This window comes from Synechococcus sp. UW140 (genome assembly GCF_900474295.1).
Classification (GTDB): Bacteria; Cyanobacteriota; Cyanobacteriia; order PCC-6307; family Cyanobiaceae; genus Synechococcus_C.
In genome coordinates this window covers 50,602-75,950 of the sequence record NZ_UCOB01000020.1, presented here as the reverse complement: position 1 = coordinate 75,950, position 25,349 = coordinate 50,602, and the positions used below count along the sequence as shown (strand labels likewise).

General features: G+C 59.8%; 25 protein-coding genes. 12 read left to right on the top strand and 13 right to left on the bottom strand.

Going from position 1 to position 25,349, the window contains the following annotated elements; all coding sequences use genetic code 11:
- The first annotated feature begins 25 nt into the window (after positions 1 to 25).
- Positions 26 to 208 carry a hypothetical protein gene (locus DXY10_RS07770; RefSeq protein ID WP_170955745.1) on the top strand — a complete coding sequence of 61 codons (183 nt, stop codon included), beginning with the start codon at positions 26 to 28 and terminating at the stop codon, positions 206 to 208.
- A complete protein-coding gene (locus DXY10_RS07765) occupies positions 195 to 899 on the top strand; it encodes an SGNH/GDSL hydrolase family protein (protein ID WP_244282066.1) in 705 nt (234 codons plus the stop codon). Before DXY10_RS07770 ends, DXY10_RS07765 begins: the two co-directional genes overlap by 14 nt.
- On the opposite strand, the gene DXY10_RS07760 is transcribed toward DXY10_RS07765, so the two are convergent.
- The gene (locus DXY10_RS07760) at positions 880 to 1,281 is read right to left on the bottom strand and encodes a hypothetical protein (RefSeq protein WP_115018269.1); all 402 of its coding nucleotides are present in this window, start codon (positions 1,279 to 1,281) and stop codon (positions 880 to 882) included. The genes DXY10_RS07765 and DXY10_RS07760 overlap by 20 nt on opposite strands.
- Before the next feature lie 94 nt (positions 1,282 to 1,375).
- Between DXY10_RS07760 and DXY10_RS07755 the strand changes: the two genes are divergently transcribed.
- The 3 genes from DXY10_RS07755 to DXY10_RS07745 all read left to right on the top strand — a co-directional run bounded on the left by DXY10_RS07755 (position 1,376) and on the right by DXY10_RS07745 (position 4,521).
- Positions 1,376 to 1,819 (top strand): LexA family transcriptional regulator, encoded by a 444-nt coding sequence (locus DXY10_RS07755; RefSeq protein WP_170955744.1) that lies wholly within the window; start codon positions 1,376 to 1,378, stop codon positions 1,817 to 1,819.
- A complete protein-coding gene (locus DXY10_RS07750) occupies positions 1,819 to 3,093 on the top strand; it encodes a Y-family DNA polymerase (RefSeq protein WP_115018151.1) in 1,275 nt (424 codons plus the stop codon). Before DXY10_RS07755 ends, DXY10_RS07750 begins: the two co-directional genes overlap by 1 nt.
- A 660-nt stretch (positions 3,094 to 3,753) precedes the next feature.
- Positions 3,754 to 4,521, top strand: a complete 768-nt coding sequence (locus DXY10_RS07745) for a Coq4 family protein (RefSeq protein WP_371411134.1) — start codon at positions 3,754 to 3,756, stop codon at positions 4,519 to 4,521.
- A 431-nt stretch (positions 4,522 to 4,952) separates the two neighbouring features.
- Here DXY10_RS07745 and DXY10_RS07740 read toward each other — a convergent pair whose 3' ends face one another.
- Together DXY10_RS07740 and DXY10_RS07735 are read right to left on the bottom strand one after the other, a co-directional pair.
- Positions 4,953 to 5,246, bottom strand: coding sequence for a hypothetical protein (locus tag DXY10_RS07740; protein WP_115018148.1), 294 nt, complete (start codon positions 5,244 to 5,246; stop codon positions 4,953 to 4,955).
- Positions 5,246 to 5,503 carry a hypothetical protein gene (locus tag DXY10_RS07735; RefSeq protein WP_115018144.1) on the bottom strand — a complete coding sequence of 86 codons (258 nt, stop codon included), beginning with the start codon at positions 5,501 to 5,503 and terminating at the stop codon, positions 5,246 to 5,248. Before DXY10_RS07735 ends, DXY10_RS07740 begins: the two co-directional genes overlap by 1 nt.
- 88 nt (positions 5,504 to 5,591) lie before the next feature.
- Between DXY10_RS07735 and DXY10_RS07730 the strand changes: the two genes are divergently transcribed.
- Entirely contained in the window at positions 5,592 to 6,587 is a 996-nt protein-coding gene (locus tag DXY10_RS07730) for a hypothetical protein (RefSeq protein ID WP_244282064.1), read from the top strand.
- Positions 6,578 to 7,825, top strand: coding sequence for an NAD(P)/FAD-dependent oxidoreductase (locus DXY10_RS07725; protein ID WP_115018138.1), 1,248 nt, complete (start codon positions 6,578 to 6,580; stop codon positions 7,823 to 7,825). The genes DXY10_RS07730 and DXY10_RS07725 overlap by 10 nt, the downstream gene beginning before the upstream one ends.
- Positions 7,826 to 7,853: 28 nt before the next feature.
- Here DXY10_RS07725 and dnaG read toward each other — a convergent pair whose 3' ends face one another.
- Positions 7,854 to 9,935, bottom strand: a complete 2,082-nt coding sequence (dnaG, locus tag DXY10_RS07720; protein ID WP_115018135.1) for a DNA primase — start codon at positions 9,933 to 9,935, stop codon at positions 7,854 to 7,856.
- An 82-nt stretch (positions 9,936 to 10,017) separates the two neighbouring features.
- Here dnaG and DXY10_RS07715 point away from each other — a divergent pair, with 82 nt between their 5' ends.
- Positions 10,018 to 10,965 carry a DMT family transporter gene (locus DXY10_RS07715; RefSeq protein ID WP_115018261.1) on the top strand — a complete coding sequence of 316 codons (948 nt, stop codon included), beginning with the start codon at positions 10,018 to 10,020 and terminating at the stop codon, positions 10,963 to 10,965.
- 12 nt (positions 10,966 to 10,977) lie between these two features.
- On the opposite strand, the gene DXY10_RS07710 is transcribed toward DXY10_RS07715, so the two are convergent.
- A complete protein-coding gene (locus tag DXY10_RS07710; RefSeq protein WP_115018132.1) occupies positions 10,978 to 11,451 on the bottom strand; it encodes a hypothetical protein in 474 nt (157 codons plus the stop codon).
- Positions 11,452 to 11,472: 21 nt separating this feature from the next.
- Between DXY10_RS07710 and ruvA the strand changes: the two genes are divergently transcribed.
- The 3 genes from ruvA to DXY10_RS07695 are packed head-to-tail and all read left to right on the top strand — an operon-like array spanning position 11,473 to position 12,884.
- Entirely contained in the window at positions 11,473 to 12,123 is a 651-nt protein-coding gene (gene ruvA / locus DXY10_RS07705) for a Holliday junction branch migration protein RuvA (RefSeq protein WP_115018129.1), read from the top strand.
- A 54-nt stretch (positions 12,124 to 12,177) separates the two neighbouring features.
- The gene (gene rpsO / locus DXY10_RS07700) at positions 12,178 to 12,447 is read left to right on the top strand and encodes a 30S ribosomal protein S15 (protein WP_115018127.1); all 270 of its coding nucleotides are present in this window, start codon (positions 12,178 to 12,180) and stop codon (positions 12,445 to 12,447) included.
- A 26-nt stretch (positions 12,448 to 12,473) separates the two neighbouring features.
- Positions 12,474 to 12,884, top strand: a complete 411-nt coding sequence (locus tag DXY10_RS07695; protein WP_115018122.1) for a PAM68 family protein — start codon at positions 12,474 to 12,476, stop codon at positions 12,882 to 12,884.
- A gap of 36 nt (positions 12,885 to 12,920) precedes the next feature.
- Here the strand turns inward: DXY10_RS07695 and DXY10_RS07690 are convergent, their stop codons facing one another.
- The 8 genes from DXY10_RS07690 to trpD form a co-directional block, all read right to left on the bottom strand.
- Positions 12,921 to 16,454, bottom strand: coding sequence for a DNA polymerase III subunit alpha (locus DXY10_RS07690; protein WP_115018119.1), 3,534 nt, complete (start codon positions 16,452 to 16,454; stop codon positions 12,921 to 12,923).
- An 86-nt stretch (positions 16,455 to 16,540) separates the two neighbouring features.
- Positions 16,541 to 18,004, bottom strand: coding sequence for an Asp-tRNA(Asn)/Glu-tRNA(Gln) amidotransferase subunit GatA (gene gatA / locus DXY10_RS07685; protein WP_115018116.1), 1,464 nt, complete (start codon positions 18,002 to 18,004; stop codon positions 16,541 to 16,543).
- Positions 18,005 to 18,035: 31 nt separating this feature from the next.
- The gene (locus DXY10_RS07680; protein ID WP_115018257.1) at positions 18,036 to 18,284 is read right to left on the bottom strand and encodes a DUF1816 domain-containing protein; all 249 of its coding nucleotides are present in this window, start codon (positions 18,282 to 18,284) and stop codon (positions 18,036 to 18,038) included.
- 81 nt (positions 18,285 to 18,365) lie between these two features.
- On the bottom strand, positions 18,366 to 20,261 hold the full coding sequence (rlmB, locus tag DXY10_RS07675; protein WP_115018114.1) for a 23S rRNA (guanosine(2251)-2'-O)-methyltransferase RlmB: 1,896 nt from the start codon (positions 20,259 to 20,261) through the stop codon (positions 18,366 to 18,368).
- Positions 20,262 to 20,276: 15 nt separating this feature from the next.
- Complete coding sequence (locus DXY10_RS07670) at positions 20,277 to 20,684, bottom strand: ribonuclease III domain-containing protein (protein WP_115018111.1); 408 nt, start codon at positions 20,682 to 20,684, stop codon at positions 20,277 to 20,279.
- Positions 20,681 to 21,037, bottom strand: a complete 357-nt coding sequence (locus DXY10_RS07665) for an STAS domain-containing protein (RefSeq protein WP_115018108.1) — start codon at positions 21,035 to 21,037, stop codon at positions 20,681 to 20,683. Before DXY10_RS07665 ends, DXY10_RS07670 begins: the two co-directional genes overlap by 4 nt.
- A gap of 73 nt (positions 21,038 to 21,110) precedes the next feature.
- A complete protein-coding gene (gene carA, locus DXY10_RS07660) occupies positions 21,111 to 22,253 on the bottom strand; it encodes a glutamine-hydrolyzing carbamoyl-phosphate synthase small subunit (RefSeq protein ID WP_115018105.1) in 1,143 nt (380 codons plus the stop codon).
- A 35-nt stretch (positions 22,254 to 22,288) separates the two neighbouring features.
- Complete coding sequence (trpD, locus tag DXY10_RS07655) at positions 22,289 to 23,335, bottom strand: anthranilate phosphoribosyltransferase (protein ID WP_115018102.1); 1,047 nt, start codon at positions 23,333 to 23,335, stop codon at positions 22,289 to 22,291.
- 215 nt (positions 23,336 to 23,550) lie between these two features.
- Between trpD and DXY10_RS07650 the strand changes: the two genes are divergently transcribed.
- Positions 23,551 to 25,302 carry an ABC transporter ATP-binding protein gene (locus DXY10_RS07650; protein WP_115018100.1) on the top strand — a complete coding sequence of 584 codons (1,752 nt, stop codon included), beginning with the start codon at positions 23,551 to 23,553 and terminating at the stop codon, positions 25,300 to 25,302.
- Positions 25,303 to 25,349 lie beyond the last annotated feature (47 nt).

The window sequence follows — 25,349 nt, the reverse complement described above, 5'->3', positions numbered from 1 at the left end:
CAACCGGAGACAGCCAATCATGCGCATGCTCAGAACCTCCTCCGGATTCACCGCTGACTTCATCCAAGGCGGTCGCTTCCGCATCTGCGACGCCGGCGATCACTGCCATGTCGTGAACGATCGCCTCACGGCCTACCGCCTTGTCACGACTGCAGAAACACGGGGTATCTCCCTGGATGCAGCCATCGCCGAACGTGACGGACGCTGAGCCGCCGTTGCCTGACCACCGACGCATCCTCTGTTTCGGTGATTCCAACACCTGGGGATTCAATCCCAATGGCAGTGGTCGAATTGCCGATGGTCTGCGCTGGCCACAGCAACTGGCAGAGAATCTCCACGAGCGTCGACCTGCCCTGCAATGGCATGTCATTGAAGAAGGGCTGAATTCCCGCACCTGGCTGCTGGACGATCCCATCGGTGCAGCGCGCTATGGAGCGGATTACAGCTGCAGCGGCCGGCGCACGTTGATGACATCTCTCCACAGCCACAAACCTCTCAATACGGTGGTTCTGGCCCTCGGATGCAATGACTGCAAGGCCTATCTCAACCTTGCGGCTGAACAGATCACCACAGGGGCGCAGATCCTCATTCACGACATCCGCAGAGCCCATGACTGTGGCCCCAGAGCCATGCCCGTGCACGCTCCGGCGATCATCCTGATGACGCCTCCTGCCATCCAGATCACTCCCCAGTCCTTGGCCTGGGGATTTGAAGGCGCCGACGAGAAGTCGATCGCCGTGGCCGAGCTCTATCGCCAGCTAGCAGCGGAGATGGGAGTGATCTATTTCAACGTGCAGACCGTCGCTAGCCCATCCCAGCTCGACGGCGTTCACTTCGACTGCAGCGACCAGGCATTGATCGCTGACGCTCTTGCCGAGCTCATCGCGGCCAAGGCGTGAAGGTGAGTGGCTGAAACTTCTCGATGGCAACCGTCCAGGCCCGCCCAACGATCGCCTGCAGTCCCTCCTCAAAGGCAACGGTGTCACCTGTGTTGAGCCAAGCCGCTTTGAGCGCCGGCAGATCCTCCGGGAGACGCTCCATCGGCAACTCCACCAACAGCAAACTGACGGGGCCCGCCGCCCTCTGCAGCGAGCCCTCATCGCTGCGCTGCCAAACCCGCAGCAGCAACTCGAGAGCCAGCTCACGGGCGATCGCATGGGGACTGTCACCGGTCAAACCAGAGGCGGAATCTGCCGGCAGAGATCGTCCTCCCAGCGGCAGGGCACGGCGTCCGTTCTGCTCCATCAACGCCAGAGCAACGAGATAAGGGGCATCAGCCATCGCGAAAAGCCTTGTTGAGCAAGCATCCTCCGCCACCGGGCCGCGACCACACCACTCCACCTGATAGAACATCTGTACCATTAAGGTCAAATGCATGGTTCGCGCGTTGGAGCTCCCGAACACGCCGCTGCCGCTACGGTCCCGGCGCCGTCTGCTTACACTCCCCCTCGCCGAAGCACGCGTCGCAGCAGGGTTTCCCTCCCCAGCCGACGACTATGTGGACGTCGGGATTGACCTCAATGAGCAGCTGATTCACCACCCCAGCAGCACGTTCTTCTTACGCGTCAGCGGCGACTCAATGATCGGTGCCGGCATCCATGACGGCGACCTGCTGGTAGTGGACCGCAGCCTCGAGCCCAGGCCGGGCCGAGTGGTTGTAGCCGTGCTGGATGGCGCCTTCACGCTCAAGCGCCTGATGCGTGATGGGCATGGTCTGCATCTGGAGGCCGCCCATCCGGACTATCCAAACCTGGAGCTTCAGCGCTGCATCGATGTGCAGATCTGGGGCGTAGCCATACACGTGATCCACCCACTCTGATGCCCCAGGCCATCGCATTGATCGACGCCAACAACTTCTATGCCTCCTGCGAGCAGAGCTTTGATCCAGCCCTACAGGGGAAGCCGGTGGTGGTGCTCTCCAACAACGATGGCTGCATCGTGGCCCGCAGCGCTGAAGCACGAGCCCTGGGTATCGCGATGGGAACACCCTTCTTTCAAGCCCAACGGGAGCTCCAACGTCTGAATGTGGTGGTGCGCAGCTCTAATTACGCCCTCTACGCCGACATGAGCCAGCGTCTCATGAGCTTGCTGGAGGTCCAGGCGGAAGAGCTCGAGATCTATTCGATCGATGAAGCCTTCGCCCATCTCACCAGGCCCGCCAACGGCGACCTGAACGCATGGGCCCGGCTGCTGCGCGCCCAGATCAAACGCAACCTGGGGCTACCGATTGCCATCGGCCTGGGAAGCAGCAAAGGCCAGGCCAAGCTCGCCAACCATCTCGCCAAAGGAATGTCCTCCCATGCCGGCGTGTTTGATCTGGGGCACTGCGCCGATCCCGATCCCTGGCTGGAGGCGATCCCGATCGAAGACGTCTGGGGGATCGGCCGGAAGCTGGCCCATTGGTGCCGAAGCCGCGGCATCACCAATGCAAGGGAATTGCGCGACATGCCCACCGGCGTACTCCGAGCGAAAGCAGGCGTGGTGGGTTGTCGGTTGCAGCGAGAACTGCAAGGCCAAGCGTGCCTGCCTCTAGCACTGGCACCAGCTCCGAAGCAGGAAACCTGCGTGAGTCGAAGCTTCAGCCGACCGATCACCAACATCGAAGAACTACGGGAAGCGATCGCCTCCTATGTGGTGCGCGCGGCTGAAAAACTACGCCAACAGAGACAACACACCGCTGCCCTCACGATCTACACCCGTACTAGCGCTTTCAGTCCGGGGTTTTACAGCAAAGCAGCCAGCACCAGGCTCGACTTACCCAGCAATGACACCACCGTTTTACTGAAGGCAGCACTTCCGCTGGTCACACGCATTTTTCAGCCGCATCGGCCGCTGGCGAAAGCCGGCGTCCTGATGCAGCACCTCCAAGCAGCCAACCAACTGCAGCACCACCTGCTGGTTCCCTGCAGCCCCAAGGAGCAACACCGACGGGAGGCGTTGATGCACACCATCGACCGACTGAATCAACGCTACGGAAACGGCACGGTCGGCTGGGCCGCCTGCGGGATGGCACCGAGCTGGATGATGCGGCGTCAGCGACTAGGGCGCGCCGCCACAACCCGACTGAGCGATGTGCCGGTGGTGCGGGCCTGAATGGATCCATGCCCACTCACCATCGCCTGCACGATCTGCTGCATTTTGGGCTCAGGAATGTGCCTGAACATGAGATCCCTGGTCCAGGCCCGGACAGAAGCGGAGGCGGAATGATCAAAACCTTGGCGGCAATCTTGGATCACCGCATCGGCCTGTGACTTTCAAAGTTGCAGCATCGGCAATCGCTGCACAGCCCCACTCCGGCAGAGGCACTCGTGGCATGGGCGCATCACCGATCATCAAGACTCGATCGCGAGACCAAGAGGAAAGGGCAAGAAGATCACTCGCCTGGGTTTACACCATCTGGTCTTTATTGATGAGGTCAAACAATGCTCAATCAGATCGGGCATGGTACTCAGTCTCCAGACCCAGCGAGCTCAGAGCCAGATCGGGATAGAGGAACTTGCGCACCACACTGTTGTCACTATCACAGGCATTCACCACATCAACCTGCAAACGACAACCTTCAGCAAAGGTGGCGCCAGCTCTCTATTCTAGAGATCAATTATGCCTGACAGAATGAACAAAAAGCGGGAGCCATCAGGGATTCATAATTCTTTAGCAAGTCAGCAGGAGACGAGCCTTGAAAGCGCTGTGATGCCGGCCATAAACACAAAGAGACTGCGCTAGATCTTGTGCGATCATTGTTTACTAAGCCGCGTGTCCAAACACATCGGGGCTTCATCGGCATCGAGAGAAATTATCATAATATATTTTTTTGAATGCCACTGTGATGTGGTTGCTAAAACTTCAGTGCATCTTGCCGCCCCAACCATGCTGTTCAATCTCGATGAGCGCATTCGGTCGTTGCGGATGCTGTCTGGCCTGAGGCAATTCCTGCAGCATCCCGATGACTTGAAAAGTGTTTATGCCGTAGCTGCCAGTATTCAGGGCAGCCCAATGGCGGCTCAGATGATGCGCCATATGGCGAGCCAGCCAGGCATTGCGGTCATGATCCAGGACAACTGGCGACCGGAGGCCATCAACCTCGATGCACTGGAAATGCTGCCGGCAGAAAGCTTGGGCCACTGTTTTGCAACGCAACTAAAAAGCCAAGGCATCACACCTAACGATCTGATTGACCCGTCACCGATCACCAACGACAAAGAGTTCATCATTCACCGGCTTAAAGAGACACACGATATCGTGCATGTGCTCACCGGATTTGGCATCGATGGAATAGGAGAAATTGGCTTGCAAGCATTCAACCTGGCGCAAAATCGTTCTCCTCTAGCGGTTCTGCTGATCTTTGGCTCGATGCTACAAACGTTGCAAGAGGACGAATCATTGGAGGATTTACTCCACGCCCTGAGCCGTGGGTTTGAAATGGGCCTGAAAGCAAAATGTGTCGTCAGCTACCGCTTGGAGGATGGTTGGGAGCGACCACTGGTGGAGTGGCGTGAGGAACTCAACTTGACAAAGATTTGAGCAAGACAATAGGCGGGCTTCCTTGGCCCGCCGCCTTGTTGTGCTGTCTACAAAACACTGAATCGCCAAACGTCAGGTCATCACCCACCATCGCCGCGAGTGTCTGGGAGAAACGTCAACCGTTGAGCGCATAACCATCCGTTCATGACGACGGAAGATTTCACCAATCGGCCGATCAACCACAAACAGGCCTAGACAACCGTGGCTTCGGAAGAGCTCCGGGGGATCTTGATGGCGACACTCCAGAGCAGAAACCCGACGGGCGAAGGTGTTCCTGGCCGATGAGATCGTGCCGGGTTGGCTGGAGGCAAGCGTCCTGACCAAGTGTCATCCCGGTTGCATCAAAGATGCCTTCTTTGATGGTCCTTGCCGACCAGATCAGAGATGGGAGCGAAGCCAACGCCAGCACAGACCGCTCAAGCATCTTCCAGTCAGCCCCAGATCAACTGCAGCTCCTGGGCTCGCTTAGACAGGATGAGCACCATTCCATTGCCATGGGCATTCAAGCCGGTCTGTTCCCTGAGCAGCACCGAACTGGCCAGAGCAATTCCACAGGTCTCAATGAACAGCACTGGCACGGTTCCTTCCTTGCCGTGCATGCTCTGTAGATCGAGGGCCTGACGCACGGCCTGCTGAGACCGCGTTGTCCCCAAACGCTCCACAAAGGAGGGCCAGAGATGGTTGACGGCCGTAAATGCCGTGAAATCGAAGGACGACTCCACCATCAGGGCAACTGCTGCACAAGGGCTTCGCTGATCATGGATGCGCTGACAGCAATCGTCTCCAATGGATCCTCATTGTCGAGATAGGCATCAAAGGATGAAAAGCGTTCAATCCTGGGCTCGGCTCCCTCTTCTGCGCAGGCGGCTTCCCAGTCACCGTCTTCGGGCTTAACGGACACATAGGCCTGTAGCGCCTCCTCGAGGTCACCGCCATCGCCGATGCCCTCCCCATGCCAGAACGCTTCGAGAAATGCCGTCATCGCACAACACCGAATAGAGCAGGCCAGCGAACGATGCCGCTGTGTCAGCCATCATCGGGCTCCGGCAGCTGAACCACATCCGCTGACCATGGCTAGAGAGCCAACATCAGTCGCTGACGCGAGGGTGATGCAGTCAATCGAGGCATACTGCAACGTCTTTCAGGGTTTCGATCAGCCCTGGCCACCTCTGCCATTGAAGCCCTCTGCCCAGGAGCGTTGGTGGGCCGAATGGCTAGCCAATACAACAGCAGATCAGTCGTGGGTGACCTTGCGCAAGGCTCTGCCCCAGCTCTGGATAACGCCCCATCCGGACGCGACCAACGGCGAGGCCTACCAACGGCTTGTGCTGCGAGGAGAGCCCCCCAACGCCAGCGATCAAGCGATGGCCCCAAGCTTGAAGGATCCAGAAGGACTGATGATCAGTCTGGCCGCCCATCCCTGTGGATCGATACCGGTGCTCGAGTTCCGTGATCACGACGACTTCGTTCTCGCCGTGCGCTGTCTTGCACATCGGTGTTCGAGCTCCACGATCCAGCCCACCGTCCATGCCCAGGCGGTAGCAGGCCTGATCCACTGGGGATTGATTCGTGATCTCGGCAGAGATCAACGTTCCCAGGTACTGATCCTGCACCGGGCGCCCTACAGCTCCCTCACAAGCACTGTTGTGCCGGGACAACTCAGTGATGAAGATTGGATCGAACGGTCGATGTGCTGGCGCTTGGAACATGAACTGACCCACATCGCCTGCAAGTGCCTGGTAGGGGAGATGCGCATCAACCTGTTTGATGAACTGATCGCCGATGCCCTGGGGATGCTTGCAGCCATGGGCTGGTTTAACGCTGAGCTGTTTCGCCTCGGGCTCGGATGCAGTGATGCAGGTGACCTCCGTGACGATGCCCGTGCTCATGTCTACCTCCAGGAGCTGGCTACAGATCACCATCGCGACGCCTGCGGGATGGTGATGCAGCGGGCCCGGGAACTCGAAGCCATGCTGCAGCGCAAGGAGCTGCCAGAGGACTCGATGCAGCTCCTGCACGTGCTCACGCACAACCGCTTGGATCAACCACTGACGCCATGTCCATAACCGAGGAGCAATCACAAGGGGATTGCCAACACCGTCAGGTCAGGGTGTTGATCGTGGGGCTCGGCCCTGCAGGTTCCGCCTGTGGCCTTGGGCTTGCTGGCAGCGGATTGGATGTGCTGGCCATCGACCGAGCCCATTTCCCCCGCGACAAGATCTGCGGTGATGCCCTGCCCCTCTATAGCCAGACCTTGATTCAGGAGCTGGGACTGAACGCACAATCACCACAACTGCAGAAACGGAGTTTCCTGAAGGAGCAGGGAAGTGTCAGAGCCAGGCAGTACAGCAACAGAAACAGCCATGGGGGCTGGCATAGGCACGGCAATGGAATTCTGTCGGGAACAGCATGCATGCAAACCGTTCGCCGCCGCGACCTTGACCACTGGCTGATGCAACGCTGCAACGATCACCAGCTCGCGATGCAATTCGGATGGCAGGGGGAAAGGCTGAACTGGGACGCCAATGAGCAGCGTTGGACGGTGAGCGGCAGCATTCACGATCCAGCCGGACAACGAACGGGTCAGTTTGCGATCAAGGCAGAGCTCGTGGTGGGCTGCGATGGCGCCGGGTCGATGATCCAACGACACTGCCGTCTGTCGCAGGGTCGACCTCTGCTTGCCTTGGCCAGCCGCTGTTATCTGGGAGACGAGGCCATGGCACGCTCAGATGGTGGCTCAGGCGAGCCGATCTCACGCATTGACTACCGCTGGCCTGGAGAAGCCACCTATGCCTGGGCCTTTGCTGTGCCTGGCGGCTACAACTGCGGAGTTGCGGCGATGCCGACACCCGAAGGCGGCGTTGCTTTACGGGGAAAGGAGCTGATCCAGCGCACACGCCTCTGGATCGACCATCTACTTTGCCAACTGGATGGCCAGGGAGCGGTCAAAAGGCACGATGCGAGTGCCTCATCCCCTCGGGCGATCAGGACCATGGCGATTCCGGTGTTGCATCCCATTGATCAACTGCAGCCACCTGCGGGGGTACTGCTCACCGGAGACGCTGCCTCCCTGGTCGATCCTCACCAAGGCCACGGCATCGACCGAGCCCTGGAAAGCGGTGCCCTGGCCGCTGAGGTGCTTCGCAATGGGATCGCTGCAGGGCTGGGCCCGCAAGAATTGACCGCGCATTTTCAAGATCGTCTACACACCTGGATTGAGATCTGGCGACAGGACTGGCACGCCCTGGCGCTGGAACGGATGGATGATCAGGCGCTCAATCAGGCACTAGTGGGCTTGAGCTGACCAAGCAACCGACAACACGTGGCTGCACTCAAGCCGCAGGAGGAACGTCGTCTTTGACAACCTCATTGGGATTGGCATAACCGGCGCAACGCTGTTCATCGAGGTGGGCAATGTGTTTCCGCTCGCAGTAATAGAGCTCCTGGAAGCGCAGAGCGTCGGCATTGAGGTCTTCAAACAGGGCGTGGATGCGCTGCTCCATATCGATGTTGGCCAGTGCCTGCGGCTGATCCTGCTCCTGGGCGATCAGCGATGCGATGCAACGTTCAAGCGTCTGCAGGCGTTGCCCACCCCAGGCCTCAAGCAGATGGCGACAACGCTTCAGACTTTTCTGACGTTCGAGAACGGCAGCTGTGCCACGCAGATGCTGCAACGGGTTACTCAGGGCAAGTCGCTGAAGTTCACCCGGTTCGAGCAAAGGAGTGAGCCGCGACACCAACGCACTGTTCTCAAGCAGAAGCTGATCCGTGAGCAGACGGGGCAAATCGAGGTCTGCCAGTTCTTCGCCGCTGTCCTGACCACGACTGACGGCCTCAAGCCGGCCGGAGCCGATGTTGGTTTCCTCCAGATCGGTGAGAGTGGCCCAGAGCAGACGGTGATGTTGCAGCGCGAAATCTTCTAATTCCCGCTGACGCAGTTCCCGCCGAATCACACTGCGATAGGAGGGGCAGTGGAGATACAGGCGCAGGATCTCGGCCTCAGAACGCTCCCGTTGGCTGGATTCCCCGGGCTGTTCGAACCGGGCCGATCGACCATGCCAGCGCTGACCCTTCACCTGCTGGCGGAGATCCTCCTCAAGCTGCAATGCCAGTCGTCCCTGCCCACCACTGAGTCGTTCCGCGACCCGTTGGAGGTAATGGGTGCGAATCGCTGATTGGGGCAGCTTGCCCAGCAGGGCCACCAAGGCACTGACGCCCTGCTGGAACTGATCCGCTTTCGCCAGATCGCGGCCTTCAAGCACCTGCTCGATCTGCCAATCGAGCCAAAGCGGCGCCTGATCCAAGAGGGCGCGGTAATCGCCGGAGCCGTGCTCCTTGAGGTAGTCATCGGGATCCTTGCCCGAAGGCAAGTGGAGCACCCGCAACTCCAGCTGGCCCTGAAGCGCCAACTGTTCCACCTCACCAATGGCACGGTTGGCGGCACGCACCCCGGCACCATCGGCGTCGAAGTTGAGAACGATGCGCTTACCGTCACTACATCGACAGAGCTGAGTGATCTGCTGCCCACTCAGGGCAGTGCCAAGGGCTGCCACCGCATTGGTGATGCCGGCGGCATGAAGAGCGATCACATCGAAATAGCCTTCCACGACAACAGCCCGGTCGTCCTTGCGAATGGCGTTGGCGGCTCGGTCGAGACCAAACAGATGCTTACCCTTCTCGAATACCTCCGTTTCCGGGGAGTTGAGGTATTTCGGCTCGCCTCCATCCAGACTGCGACCACCGAAACCGATCACCCGACCTTGACGGTCTCGGATCGGCACCATCACCCGATGGCGAAAACGGTCATAAAAACCATTGCCACCCTTGCGCGGCACCACAAGACCGGCCGCCTCGAGCAGTTCCGGGGCCAAGCCTTCGACCGCCTGGAGGTGCTTCAGCAGGCCATCCCACTGTTCCGGGGCATAACCGAGTTCAAAGGCATCAAGAGTGGCCTCACTGAGCCCCCGGCCCTCGCGCAGATACTGCAGAGCACCCTGGCCAGCCTCACTGCGCAACTGAGTGCGGAACCAGCCCGAAGCCAAAGCCAAGGCCCGATGCAATTTCTCTCGCCGTGAGAGCTGCTGCCGCAGACGTTCCTGCTGCGGACCGTCGACGGTCTCCACAGGCAACTGATATTTGCGTGCCAGCTCGAGCACAACGTCGCTGAAGCTCTGCCGCTGCAGTTCCATCAGAAACTTGATGGAGTTCCCGCCTGCACCGCAAGAAAAGCAGTAATAGAACTGCTTGGCAGGCGACACCGTCATCGACGGTTTGCTGTCGTCATGGAACGGACAGATGCCGACGAACTCCCGCCCCTTCTTCTTGAGAACGACGTGCTCACCGACCACATCAACAATGTCGGCCCGTTCCTTGACGGCGTCGATGGTGCGGGGGTGAAGACGGGGCATCGCCATGGCCCCATTCTGCGAGACCTTGCGCACATCGGTGCGGCAGCGTGCGGTGCGAAGGTTGGCCCGTGATCAACAACGGCCACGGATGCACCCTCTGTTGAATGCAATCCGAGGCAGTCAGTCGCCGAAAGAATGGCGTGCCTGCGCACTGCTGATTCTTTGCGCGCTGGCGTTCAGTGTGATGACCGTTTGCGTGAAGCAACTCGGTGGTGAGCTGCCTGTCGCAGAGATCGTGCTGGTTCGCTCATTGATCAGCATCCTGATCACCCTGGTAATGCTGAAACAAGCCCAGGTCTCCCCCTGGGGTCAGCAGCGAAGCCTGCTGCTGCTGCGTGGCGCCCTAGGCACCACGGCACTGCTCTGTTTTTTTGAGGCCCTGGCCCGTCTCCCCCTGGCAGCTGCCACCCTGCTGCAATACACCTACCCCACACTGACCGCTCTCAGCGCCTGGGTTTGGCTTGGAGAACGGATCAGGCGGCGGATCGGCCTCGCGGTGCTGCTCGGCTTAGCGGGTGTCATGCTCGTGGTTCAGCCTGAATGGATCGGAAGCCCCGTGCTGGGCTCACTAACAGGCTCAAGCACACCGAGCTTGGCCCCATCAACGGCAGCCTTACCGGCCGTGGCGGTGGCAATTGGCTTGGCTGGCGCCTTACTCACCGCTCTGGCCTACGTGAGCGTCCGAAAATTGTCAGTGCGCGAACACCCGCTGGTGATCGTGTTCTATTTCCCATTGGTGTCGGTACCGGCCACGCTTCCGTTCCTCTGGGGAGACGCGATCTGGCCCAGCAGCGTGCAATTGTTTTGGCTTGTGGGTGTGGGAGTGTTCACCCAGCTCGGCCAGGTGTGGCTCACGGAAGGCTTGGCAACGCTGCCGGCGGCGCGAGCCACCTCGATCAATTACGTGCAGGTGGTCTTCGCCGCCCTCTGGGGCGTGATGTTTTTTGCTGAGCCGATCACGAGCACCATGGTGGTCGGTGCGGCTTGCGTGCTTGGAGCAACACTGATCAGCCTCAGCGCCCGTCAGCCAGGCTGATCAGCCCTGCGCTCAGCCAGCATCAATCGGCAGTGGGAAGGTGAGCCAGTCCTGGTGTCCACCGTCACTGCTGCCAGCCGGTTGAGCCAGACGCCAGCTCTCGCCGCGCTCTCCACGCTCCAAGAACAGTTCGAACGGACTATCGACTCTCACCCTGTCACCAGGCAGACGCCAATCGAAGCGCCCGCTGAGATGCAAACCCGGATGGTCAGCCAATGTCATCGCCTCTTGTGACTCCACCCTGACCCGGCTGACTTCAGGGGCACCCGCTGCATCGAGATCGAGGGAGCTGGCGATGGCGGACTGGGTGAGTTCGATCTGCAAACCCAGAGCTTTCAGCAGAACAGAGCGAGGAGGCTGATTCACACCCGTACAAGCCGTCATGCCCAAGCCGAGCACAACCACACAAATCAAGGCAAAACCTCTTTGCATCCACCGTCTCAGACGGAGAACCAGGGGTGAAAGACTCGACAGGTCAGGCAGCATGGGCAGATCAGGAGCAACCCCATGATCGGCTGGCTGCAAGGGGATCGCATCGACACCTGGTCTCAGGGTGGGCGTCAGGGACTCGTCATCGCCTGCGGTGGAGTGGGTTACGAGGTTCAGTTCACATCTGGACATCGCATCAAACTGGAAAGTGAACGTCGCTGCACGGCATGGATCCATCAGGTGCAGCGCGAGGACGGCTGCAGTCTGTTTGGATTTATTGAGCGACGCGAGCGGGATCTCTTCCGAACATTGATCAGCGTCAATGGTGTCGGACCTCAGATGGCTCTGGCCCTGCTCGAATGCTGTGGTGCCGAGGCTCTAGTGGAGGCGATTGTGGATGGGGATCTACGCCGTCTCAGCCAGGCTCAAGGTGTGGGGAAACGCACAGCTGAACGGCTGGCCGTGGAATTGCGTGATCGCCTCAGCGAATGGAAAACACCAGCCGCAGACAGCTTGTCGTTGGTGGATCGCAGCGATCTCAAAGCGCTCCCGATTCAGGGGGACCCCCTCCAGGAGTTGCAGCAGACCCTAGAAACACTCGGCTACGAAGACTTGGAAATCCGCCGGGCGATGCGCGCCGTTGCATCAGGGGCTGAACCACCAGCAACAACTGACACCGATGGCTGGCTGCGCGAAAGCCTGCGTTGGCTGAGCCGATCATCGGCTTAGGGGCAGGCGAGGGGGTAAATTGGGTGTTTGCACTGTTAGGGCCAGACGCCGCGCATGTCGCTCGATACCACTCAGAAGCAGCAACTGATCAACACGCACCAGACCCACGCCACCGATACCGGTTCGGCTGAGGTTCAGGTAGCCATGCTGACCGAGCGCATCTCGAAGCTCAGCAGCCACCTGCAGCAGAACATCCACGACTTCTCCTCCCGTCAGGGTCTGCTCAAGATGATCGGTCGCCGCAAGCGTCTGCTGAGCTATGTGCGTGACAAGAGCGAGCAGCGCTACAGCAATCTGATTGGCAAACTGGGCATCCGCGGCTGATTCGCCGCACCAGCCAGCTTTCTGCCATGGTCGACCAGCGCAAACCCTTGCCGTTTGAACCCCGCAGGTCAGCCGACGACAACAGCGGCAGCACAGGCCGCGGATCGGCAAAAACGTCATCCGAACCCATCCCCAAAGCGGTGGCGAATCGGATGGCGCGTCGTGTCGCCATTGCGACGGGTGTGCCCTCCGTGATGGGCATGGCGGTGTTTGTGATCAGCTATCTGCTGGTGAGTCGTCAGATCCTCGATATTCCACCAGGCGTCACCCTGATCAGCTCTGGCGCCTGCTTCTTGTTGGGCCTCCTGGGCTTAAGTTATGGAGTGCTGTCTGCAAGCTGGGAACCGCAGCCAGGAAGTCTGCTGGGCATTGAGCACATCAAACCCAACTTGCAACGACTGCGCTCATCGATGAAGGCACAGAACAGCAAGACCTAAAGGGCCAAATCCTTAAGGCATTCCAGGGCAGGACAATCAGGCGGGTGGGGCCCCACTAAACAGAGCTTTGGTGCTGGCTTCAAAGGCCTGTTCCTTAAGGTAACTGGCCGCCAGCTGGGCATTTTTGACGCAGAATTGGGATCCCAAGCGCACATAACGCACGTCGCCCCCGTTGCGCACTGCGGCAACCACGGGAACACGCACGCCAAGTTCGTCCTGTTCCGGACGATGGGCATGCAGACATTCCCGGAGTTTGTGCTGCACAGCCACATCACTGGCCTGATCGGGTTGAAGCTCAACCAAGAGAAGATGCAGATCATCGATCGCCCGACAGTCATCGACGATCAGTTGCACGCGTTCATCCCTGCGATCAACCACTGCCCAAACCAGCAAGCGTGCTTCCGCCATCAGATGATCTGAAAGACGGGCGTAGCTCTTGGGAAACACAACGGCTTCGCAGCTGCCGGTGAGATCTTCCAGGGTGAGAACCGCCATACGGTCTCCCTTTCGCGTTGTCACCTGGCGATATTCACTCACCATGGCGATCGCACTCACCTTGGCCTTGTCGGCCTGCTCCTCAAGGCTGCCTAGACCGATCGGCGCTAGGAGTTTGGCCGGGGCGGTGAGTTGCTTGAGGGGGTGATCGGAGAGATAAAAACCCACCAGTTCCTTCTCAAGTCTGAGCTTCTCAGTGGGGTGGTAATCAGGCACAGGGGAGGCCTTCGGAGCCAGGCTCAGATCGTTGCCCGTCTCGCCTTCAGTCGAGGTGGCGGCAGCCATCAAATCAAACAGATTGCCCTGGCCGCTCTGCCGATCCTTTGCCCTGGAGGAGGCCCAATCAAGCAGCAGATCAAGATCCGCCATCAACTGCGCACGGTTGGCATTGAGCTCAAGAGCATCAAGAGCGCCGCAGTGAATGAGCGATTCGAGGCTGCGACGATTGAGCACCGAGGAAGGCAGGCGATCACACAGATCAGGCAGGGATTGGAACGGACCGTCGGCCTCCCGGCTGGCAATCAGATGACGGATGGCGCCATCGCCAAGATTGCGAACAGCGGAGAGGCCAAACAGGATGCGCTGCCCCGTTGGGGTGAAATCGATGCCTGAAGCATTCACATCGGGAGGCATCACTTCAATCCCCATGGCATTGCAATTGGAGATGTAGCGCTGCACCTTGTCACTCGCTCCGGCATTCACCGTGAGCAGAGCCGCCATGTAAGCCACCGGGTAGTGGGCCTTGAGGAAAGCTGTCTGGTAAGTGACTGCGCCGTAGGCGGTGGAATGGCTCTTGTTGAAGCAATACTCAGCAAACAGAACCATCTGATCGAAGAGTTCGTCGGCGACCTTCTCGGCTACCCCACGCTCGCTGGCACCCTTCACAAAGATGCCGCGATGCTTCTGCATCTCGGACACCTTTTTCTTTCCCATCGCACGGCGGAGTAGGTCGGCTTCACCAAGGGAATAGCCCGCCAGATCCTGAGCGATCTTCATGATCTGCTCCTGATACACCATGATCCCGTAGGTCTCCTGGAGAATCGGCTCCAAGGCCTGATGAGCAAAGTCAATCGCCTCACGCCCGTGCTTCCGGTTGATGAACTTGGGGATTAAGCCGGCATCCAGAGGCCCAGGTCGATAGAGGGCAAGAATCGAGGAAATGTCCTCCAGGGACGAAGGCCTTAGGTCGCGCACGATCTGGCGCATGCCGCTGGATTCAAGCTGGAAGATGCCCTCCAGGTCGCCACGGGCCAGAAGAGCGAACGTGTCGGGGTCTTGGGGAGGAAGCTTGTCGGGATCGATGCGCTCACCAAAATTCGATTCCACCAGTTCCAGGGTCTTGTCGATCATCGTGAGGTTCTTCAACCCCAGGAAGTCCATCTTGAGCAACCCCATCGACTCAACGTCTTCCATGAAGTATTGAGTGATCACCTGACCGTCGTTGTTGCGCTGTAACGGCACCAATTCGTCGAGGGGATCGGCTGCAATCACCACACCTGCGGCATGCACACCAAAGGTCTTGTTGGTGCCCTCGATCCGCATTGCCATGTCGACCCATCGTTTCACTACCGGATCCTTCTGATACTTCTCGCGGAAATCGGGATTGGGCGATTCATCGCCGATCATTGCCGCCAACTTGGCTGGCTTGCCGCGGGCCACAGGGATCAGCTTGGCCAGACGATCGGCATCGCCATAGGGAATATCCAACACGCGTGCCACATCCTTGAGCACGGCCTTTGAGGTCATGCGGTTGAAGGTGATGATCTGGGCCACCTTGTCTTCGCCGTAGCGACGGGTGACGTAATCGATCACCTCACCGCGGCGCTCGATGCAGAAGTCGGTGTCGATATCAGGCATCGACTTGCGCTCTGGATTGAGAAAACGCTCAAAGAGCAAACCGTTGCTGACTGGATCGATGTTGGTGATTCCGAGGGCATAGGCCACTAAGGAGCCGGCTGCCGAGCCACGCCCAGGCCCCACAGGAATCCCCTGTTCTCTGGCAAAGCGGATGTAGTCCCAAACCACGAGAAAGTAGGTGGGGAAGCCCATCTGCTCCATAATTCCGAGCTCGTAGGTCAGGCGTTCGCCGTAGTCGGCATCGATCGATGCATCGGCAGCAAGACCCAAACGATCCCGAAGCCCCTGATCGGTCACCTCTTTGAGGTAGCTCACCGGACTATGCCCCTCCGGTATCGGAAAACGGGGCATTTGATAGCGGCCCAGGATGTCATAGTCCTCAACCTTGTCGGCCACGAGGGATGTGGTGGCAATCGCTTCCTGGACGATCTCGGGTTCGAGATGATCGGCGAACAACCGCCCCATCTCCTCTTCGCTGCGAATGAACTCCGTGCCGGTGTATCGCAGCCGTTTCTCGTCGGAGATCAGCTTGCCGGTGAGCACGCACAAGAGGGCATCGTGCGCTTCCACGTCATGACGTGTGAGGTAGTGGGCGTCGTTGGTAGCGATCAGACCGATTCCCAGTTCCTTGGCAATCCGAGCGATCTCCACATTGACGATCCGGTCTTCCTGAGAGCCGTGGTCCTGTATCTCCAGATAAAAATCGTCGCCGAACACGCTTTGATACCAACGAGCCACATCCCGGGCCACTTCCGGACGACCCCGCAAAATCGCCTGAGGAATTTCGCCGCCGAGACAGGCAGTGGCGATGATCAAACCTTCGCTGTACTGCTGCAACAGGTGCTTATCAATGCAAGCCCTGGAAAAGATGCCGCGGCCCCGCATGCCGCGCAGGTGACTGATGCTGGTGAGTTTGACCAGATTGCGATAGCCGGTGGCGTTCTTGGCGAGAACGACCAGGTGATAGCGACGCTCCTTCTTCTGCTGCGGATCATCGATCGATCCGTTCACCACATACATCTCATTGCCGATGATCGGCTTGATGCCAGCCCCCTTGCAGAGCTTCAACAGCTCCACAGCGCCATACATCACCCCATGATCGGTGAGTGCCAAGGCGGGCATCCCCAAGGCCTTGGCCCGCTCCACCATCTGCGGCAACTGTGATGCCCCATCCAGGAGGCTGTAATCACTGTGGTTGTGGAGAGGGACGAATGCCATGCCCCCAGCCTAAGAGGCAACGCAAGATGGAGGGTGCCAGCCGAGCACATGACCCCAGATCTAGGGGGCATGGGTCGAGATCAGGGTCACGCAGGAATCAGAGCCCCCTGCGGAGATGTCGCCATCACCTGGGCTGACTGCTCGTACTGATGGGCCACCTGAAGCAGGCGGGACTCCTCCAGAACATTCCCGATCAGCTGCAGGCCGATGGGAAGGCCTGCACTGTCGAAACCGCAAGGCACGCTGATCGCTGGCAGGCCAGCCAAATTGGCGGGGATGGTGAGCAGATCCGCCAGGTACATGGCCAGGGGATCATCAGCGTGGGCGCCATTGCGGAAGGAGGTGGTCGGCGCTGTGGGCGTCAGCAGAACATCCACCGTCTGGTACGCAGCGTCGAAGTCACGGCGAATCAAGGTGCGCACCTGTTGGGCCTTTTTGTAATAGGCGTCGACATATCCAGCCGAGAGGGCATAGGTGCCAATCAGGATGCGGCGCTGCACCTCACTGCCAAAACCCTCAGCACGGCTGCGGGATGTCATGGCAGCAAGACTGTCAGCATCTTCGGCCCGGAAGCCATACTTCACGCCGTCGTAGCGGGCCAGATTGGCGGAGGCCTCCGACGGCGCAATGACGTAATAGGTGGCGATGCCGTCGGTAAAGCGTGGGCAGCTGACATCCACCAATTCGGCTCCGAGGGCCTGAAGCTGTTCAGCTGCAGCGAGCACAGAGGCCTTGACCTCAGCAGAGAGTCCGTCCTGCTCGAAACACTCACGCACAAGGCCAACCCTCAGGCCCTTAATCGGCTTCTCCAGATCAGCGCTGTAATCAGGAACAGGCACCTTCAGGGAGGTGGAATCACGAGGGTCGTAACCCGCCATCACCTGCAGTAACGCGGCTGTATCGGCGACGCTGGAGCTGAACGGTCCGACCTGGTCGAGGGAGCTGGCAAAGGCCACCAGGCCGTAACGACTAATGCGCCCATACGTGGGCTTGAGACCGACGACGCCACAGAAGGAGGCGGGTTGACGAATCGAGCCACCCGTATCGGAGCCAAGTGAAGCCATGCACGCACCCGCAGCGAGGGCAGCGGCACTCCCGCCTGAACTGCCGCCCGGCACGTGGTCAACGTTCCATGGATTGGCCGTAGGGCCGAACGCTGAGGTCTCGGTGGAGCCGCCCATGGCGAATTCATCGAGGTTGGTCTTGCCCAGCAACACTGCTCCTGCATCCCAGAGTCGGCCAGTGACCGTGGACTCGTAAGGGGGCACGAAGCCAGCAAGCATGCGACTGGCACAAGTGGTCGGAACCCCTTTGGTGCAGAGGTTGTCCTTAATTGCAAGAGGAACGCCCGCCAATGGAGGCAGGTCCTCACCGGCACTGCGGGCCTGGTCGATGCGATCGGCATCGGCTCGGGCACGGTCAGCCGTCACCTCGAGATAGGCGTTGAGGCTGGGTTCAACGGCGGCGATACGCGCAAGATGTTGGTCCGTGAGTTCACGGGCCGACATCTCACCGCTCACCAGTTGCTGACGCCACTCGGCGATCGCCATCGTGATGGACTGCTACACAGCTGCGACGCTATCAGCCGTCGTCAGCGCTGATGGTGAACGGCTCACCACGACGACAGCGCAGAAGGGTATGGCTGATATCAGACGGTGACTCAGAGGCCACATCCTCGAGGAAAGCAGGCAGCTGCTTCTGGAGGCTGGCGCGGGTGACGAACGGTCCGAACCAATAAGAGACATCAGGGCCCTGGGTCTCAACCCGAGCCCACCAAGCCAATCCAAGACCGTTGGCAAAACTGCGCAGCGGCCTATTCAGGAGGCCCATCAACGAAGGAAGCAGAACAGTTCCATTCTGCACTGCTTCCTAACGCCTGGCTGCACTTGATCAGGGGAGTCGAGCAGAGGATCAGAGTTCCACGCTGTCCTGGAAGGGAACAACATCCACCTGTGCTGCACTCTGTTCATCTCGCTCGAATTCGAGTTCAACCTCCGAAGGACGCTGCGACACAGCCTCGAGAGCCGGTGCGATGTCGTCAGGATTCAGCGCAACCTCAGGTGATGCAACAGGTGCATCCTCGTAAGGAGGCTGAGGCGAAGCCTCAGCAGCAGCAATCGCCTCAGGCTCTAAAGCGATCTCAGAGACTCCAACAGTCTCAGATCCAACAACTGTCTCAGATCCAGCAGCAGTCTCAAGCGCCTCGTCTGTTCCAGCGGCCTCGTCCGTCTTGAGGGTGGCGATCGGGTCTGAATCCAAACCAGCGCAGCGGGGGCGAATGATCGGAGGAGAAGGTGCCTGGCCCTTGAGATCCTTCATCCAGCCGCGTCTAGCGACTTCATACAGACACATCGCCGTCGCCACAGAGGCATTCAGGCTTGGCGTAATGCCCCGCAGTGGGATGCGGATCAACTGGTCGCAGTGGCGGCGTGTGAGCAACGACAAACCGTTGCCTTCTGAACCGGTGACCACCACAAGCGGCCCCTCCAGATCGGCTTCCGGCAAGGTCACATCACCTTCTTCCGCCAAGCCAACCACGCGATAACCAGCATCTTTAAGGGTTTCCAGAGAGCGGTTGAGATTGACGACTCTGGCCACCGGTAGATGCTCCAAAGCACCGGCGGCAACCTTGGCCACAGAGCCGGTAAGCCCAGCACTGCGCCGCTGAGGCAAAACAACGCCGTGGGCACCGAGGGCTTCAGCGGAACGGACAATGGCGCCGAGATTATGGGGATCGGTGAGGCCATCCAGGGCCAACAGCAGAGGCGGCTCACCAAGGGCAGCGCAACCCTCCACCAAGGTATGCAGATCAAGCGTTTCAGCAGAAGCGGTCTGCAGAGCAATGCCCTGATGCACAGCACCGCCGCTGAGCTGACCGAGTCGGGCCCAAGTGACCTCCTCGACCAACACACCAGAGGCCTTGGCATCCCTGAGCAATTGAAGGAATTTCGGTGAGCTGCGCAGCTCAGCGGTGCACCAAATCCGGTGAATCGGACGCCCGGCCTCAAGGGCTGCCTGGGTGGCATGGCGTCCCCAGAGCATGTCATCAGCCTGGGCATCGGGGGAATGGGCTAGTTCCTCACCCTGCCGCTGGGCCTGATCAAACTGATTCGGTGAGGTGTCTCGAGCCCAGCCACCACGACGGGAGCCACTTCTGAAGCCTTGGCGCCCTCTGAATCGCTCCGAACTCGATGACGATCCACGCTCAGGCCTGGAGGAGAAGCGTTGGTTGGAACGCTCAGAACGATTACTGGGGTAACGGTCGCGGGGACCACGATCGCCGGAAAACCGGTCGCGTGAGGGACGGTCGCTGGACAAGCGGTCAGAGGAAGAGCGCTCACCGGGGCCACGCTCACTGGGGCCACGGTCGCGGCGATCAAAACGCTCCTTGCCTTCAAAGCGATCCTTGCGATCAAAGCGTCCGTTTCGCTCGACGCGACCAGGCCGGCCAGGAGCTGCCTTGCGGTCAAAACGATCAAATCGAGAGCGACCACCGACGTCGGAACTGCGCTCCGAGCGGGCCTCCTGATTGAAGCGGCCATCCCTGTTAAAGCGTCCCTCTCGCTGGGGTCGTTCTCCTTGATCAAAGCGATTACCACGATCAAAGCGATCCCCGCGTGGAGATCGGCCATCACGCTCAGCACCACCATCGCGGTCGACACGACGATCACGATCGGAACGCCCACGAAATGGCCTGCCTCCAGCGGAGGAGCGAGATGCACCCCCTGGACGTCCTGCACCGGAAGGACGACCGCCACTAAAGGGACGGCCATCGCCGGAAGAACGGCGATCAGAACGGAAACTCATGAACGAAACAGAGGGCTATGACAGGTCGTTTTCGGTCTCCTCCAGTCGATCCAACAGCTCGGCAAGCCGGGCCGGATTCTGCAAAAAGAGCCAGCCAACCATTGTCTCAAATCCCGTGGCCCGTCCATACACAGATCCTTCTCCCCGGCGAGGGCCACGACCAGCCCGATTGCGGCCACGACGGACAAGATCCCTTTCCTGATCGGAGAGAAAAGGATCGAGAGTGTCTAAAACCGAAGCCTGGGCGTCTGCTTTCACCTCCGCCACCACGGCCCGGTGCAAATCATCTGAGCGACCGGGATGGCGGCAATGGCGCAGACGTTGATGCAGCTCCCAAACAGCATCTCCTAACCAAGCAAGTTGTAAAGGTCCAAGCTCAGCAGCACCACCGCGGCCCTGCTGTGATCGAATCCAATCGGTCAAGCCGCCAACTTGCTGAGAGCACTATCCAAATCGGGAACGAGATGGAGGAACTCCTCCAGGCGAACCAGCTTGACGGTCTGGGCCACCCGGGCATTGCCCACCACAAGAAAGCTGCGTTTGGCGTCGTTGCACTGCTTGGCCAGTTGCACCATCGCTCCGAGTCCGGAGGAATCAAGAAAATCGATCTTGCTGAGATCGATCACCAATGAAGAGGTATTGGCCTTAAGCACATCACTGACGTAGGTCAGAAATTGCTTCTCGGAATACGCATCCAACTGGCCGGTGAAGTGAAACAACAGGCAGTTGTCACGCTGCTCGAAGCCACCGCGGAGAGAAACGGTGAGTCGCTGCAGTTCAGTAATGGAAACAGTCCCCCTCAGGCGCGTTGTGCCGAAGTGTAGGGAGCTTGCAGCGGGAGGACCACCGTCAGCGACGTTCTGCCATCAGCTCAACAAATCGCGCGAAATGATGGTCCGCATCGTGGGGACCAGGGCTGGCCTCAGGGTGGTACTGCACACCGAACACCGGCTGATGGGCATGGGCCATGGCTGCCACGGTCTGGTCGTTGAGATTGAGGTGGGTCACCACAACGCTGTCGGTAGGTAATGACTGGGCATCAAGGGCAAAACCATGGTTCTGACTCGTGATCTCCACCTGACCCGTGGTGCCGCAGGGGTGATTGAGGCCGCGATGACCAAACGCCAGCTTGAAGGTGGTCCCCCCCAGCGCCAGGCCGAGAATTTGATGACCCAGGCAGATCCCGAATAACGGCAGGTTCTTGTGCTGCAGTAGTCCTTTGGCCAGGGCGATACCTCCGGTCACAGCAGAGGGGTCACCCGGTCCATTGGAGAGAAACACACCCTCGGGCTGATGGCGGATCACCTCATCCAGGGTCGTGGATGCAGGCAGAACGATCACCTCGCAACCGTGGCCCACGAGGCGATCAAGGATGGCGCGTTTAATACCGAAATCAATCGCCACAACGCGAAAAGGACTCTCGGGGCGAGGCTGGAGTCGCTGGTCGAACGCAGCGGCACAGCGACTGGTCCAGGTGTAGGCCTCTGTTGTGCTGACACGATCGGCCAGGTTTAGGCCCTGCATGGATGGGGCCGACCTGAGGTCTTCGAGCAGAGCCTGAGGCGAACGTCCATCCGAACTGATCACCCCATTCATCGCTCCTGCATCGCGCAGGTGACGGACCAAGGCACGGGTGTCGATTCCATGGATACCGATCACCCCGTGATGATCAAGCCAATCGGGCAGGCTCTGACTACAGCGCCAATTGCTAGCGAGCGGAGCCAGCTGACGAGCAATCAGCCCCAGGGCATGGGGCTGGTCAGCCTCCTGATCCTGATCATTCACCCCCGTGTTGCCGAGCTCCGGGTAGGTGAACGTGACCAGCTGACCGGAGTAGCTGGGATCAGTCATCACTTCCTGGTAACCGGTCATGCCGGTGTTGAACACCACCTCACCAACGACGCTGCCGCGCCGACCACACGCCAGCCCCTGGAACACCGTGCCATCCGCCAGCACAAGCACTGCCGGGGCCTTGGAGGTGGCAAAAGTCATGGGCAAGCAGACCCTGGGAACAACAGTTCGTCTTCTTATTGTTCCTCGCCGCCGCGCAACCCCTGGCTGAGGGTCTCAAGCCGCTGCCAAGCACGACCTTCCTCTAGGCAGGCCAGAGCTTGCTGGGCACCAGCACGGAGATCGGTTTGAACACCAGCAACCCAGAGCACCAAAGCAGTGTTGAAGGCCACCACATCCCGCTGCGCTGCAGTGCCACGACCCTGGAGAAGATCACGGAGGATCGTCTTGTTCATCTCAAGATCACCCCCCTTCAGGTCGGATAGCGGCGCCTCCTGCAAGCCCAGATCAGCGGGGGTGATCGACTCGGAACGGAGCTGGCCGGCCTCGATGATGCGCAGATCATTCGGACCCGCCAAGGACGCCTCATCCAGGCCGCCGGCACCATGCACCACAACGGCTCGCTGCTGACCCAGACGCTGCAAAGCTTCCGCCATCGGATCCAGCAGGTCGGGGCGGGCAACGCCCAGAACCTGGCCATCGGGCTGGAGCGGATTCACCAGGGGCCCCAGCAGGTTGAACACTGTGCGCACACCAAGACTGCGCCGAAGGGGAGCCAGATTGACCAGGGCGGGGTGCCAGGCAGGTGCGAACAAAAAGGTGACCCCAGCCTTGGGGAGAACATCCACCACCCGGGCGGCAGCAGCCTTCAGGTCAAGCCCCAACCCCTCAAGCACATCGGCTGATCCCACCTTGCCGCTGGCGCTGCGATTGCCGTGCTTGGCCACCACCGCACCACAGGCCGCCGCGGTCAAAGCCACCGCAGTGGAAATATTGAAGGTGTCTGCGCCATCACCACCGGTGCCGCAGGTATCCACCATCAACAGATTGGGCCTCGCACAGGGCAACGGGCAGGCCTGACGCAAGACCCGGGCCATGGCCGCAAGTTCTGTGCCATTCACAGGCCGTGCTCGGAGCGCCACAAGGAAGGCACCGGTCTGAACCGGTGTGAGCGCTTCCGAGAGCCAGGCCTCCATCAAGGCTGTGGCTTCGTCTTCACGAAGCGAGCCCCCCTGCAGGAGATGTTCCAACAGTTGTGGCCAGGAGACGGATGGATTCGGCATGAGTGGACAGAAAAAAACCCGGGTGCTGAGCACGCCGGGCCGGGTGATGGGGACCCATCCAATATCCCTTAAAAGATGGCGTCTGGCCAGAAGCGCATCAAATCTCGATTCAGGCCCTCTTCAGCGGTTCCGACGCGCAACCTTTAGGCCAACGGCCAAGCCCCACACTTGCCGCAGGGGTCGGTGCCTAGGTTGTTGCCTGCGCTCACCCACGGATGGCAGCCTTCCGTCTCGATCTGATCGGTCGCTACCTTCGCCCGCATCGGCGCACGGTTCTGCTCGGGGCCGTGGCCTTGGTGGTCGTCAACATGCTGAGCGTGACCATCCCCCTTGAGGTGAGGAGGGTGATCGACGACCTACAAGACGGCTTTGCCATTAACGATGTTCTTCGTCAGGCCGGCTGGATTGTCGTGCTGGCGAGCTCGATGGGTGTGGTGCGTCTGATTTCCAGGCAGCTGGTGTTCGGCGTTGGCCGGCAGGTGGAAGTGGAACTTCGCCAGCGGTTGTTCGACCACATGCTTCGGCAGGACCCTGGCTGGGTGCAGGAAACAGGCAGCGGAGAGGTGATCAGCCGAGCCACAAGCGACGTGGAAAACGTGCGTCGACTTCTGGGCTGTGCCGTGCTGAGCCTGACGAACACCGGCCTGGCTTATGCATTCACCCTCCCGGCGATGCTGGCGATCGATCCTGGACTCACCGTGGCGGCGATCGCGCTCTACCCAGTGATGCTTGGCACTGTGCGCCTGTTTGGAGGGCGGATGATGCGCCAGCAGCGCCGCCAGCAGGAACAACTGGCCGGCCTGAGCGAGCTGATCCAAGAAGACCTCTCTGGCATCGCCGCTATCAAGATCTACGGCCAGGAAGCCCAAGAGCAACAAGCCTTCGAAGCTCGAAACGACAACTACCGCGATGCTGCGATTCGGCTGGCCCGTACGCGAAGCACGCTGTTCCCGCTCTTAGAGGGCATCTCGTCTATTTCTCTGCTCTTGCTGCTGGCCCTGGGAAGCGGACAACTGGAAGCGGGCACGCTCAGCATCGGTGGCCTGGTGGCACTGATCCTTTATGTAGAGCGCCTGGTCTTTCCCACGGCTCTGCTCGGCTTCACCCTCAACACCTTCCAAACAGGCCAAGTGAGTCTTGAGCGTGTTGAGGAACTCCTCCAGCGCACACCGGTGATTGCAGACCCAGAAGTACCTCAAACACTGTCGACTCCTGTGCTCGGCAGGATCGAAGCCCGACAACTTTCCATTCGCTACGAGGACAGCGATCGCGACACGCTTTCCAAGCTCTCCTTCGTGATTGAGCCGGGTGAGTTGGTGGCAGTGGTGGGTCCTGTTGGCTGCGGCAAAACAACCCTGGCCCGGGCCCTGGGTCGCATGGTGAACGTGAGCGGGGGTCAGCTGTTCCTCGATGACTGTGATCTAACAACAATGCGACTCAGCGATCTACGCCAGCAGATCGCCCTGGTGCCCCAGGAGGGGTATCTCTTCACCAGCAGCCTTGCGGACAACCTCCGATATGGCGATCCGGAAGCCAACACAGCACGAGTGGAGGCGGCTGCCGAGCAGGCTCGCCTGCTGGATGATGTCCGCGGCTTCCCCGATGGCTTTGACACGCTGGTGGGCGAACGTGGAATCACGTTGAGTGGCGGCCAGCGCCAACGCACCGCCTTAGGAAGAGCCCTGCTGATGACATCGCCAGTGCTGGTCCTCGATGACGCCCTCGCCAGCGTGGACAACAACACTGCCGCAGCGATCTTGGCATCGATCCGCAATCAGCGTGAACGAACGATCGTGATGATCAGCCATCAACTGTCTGCTGCTGCTGCCTGCGATCGGATTCTCGTGATCGAACAAGGAACCCTGGTCCAGCAAGGTCATCACCGCGACTTGGTCCAAGAAGAGGGTCTTTATAAACGTCTCTGGGAACGGGAACAGGCTTCGGAACGTCTCGAAGCGGTGGCCTGATAGCGGATTCCTGGCTTAGCTGAAGAGGCCGTTTCAGGGTTGCATCA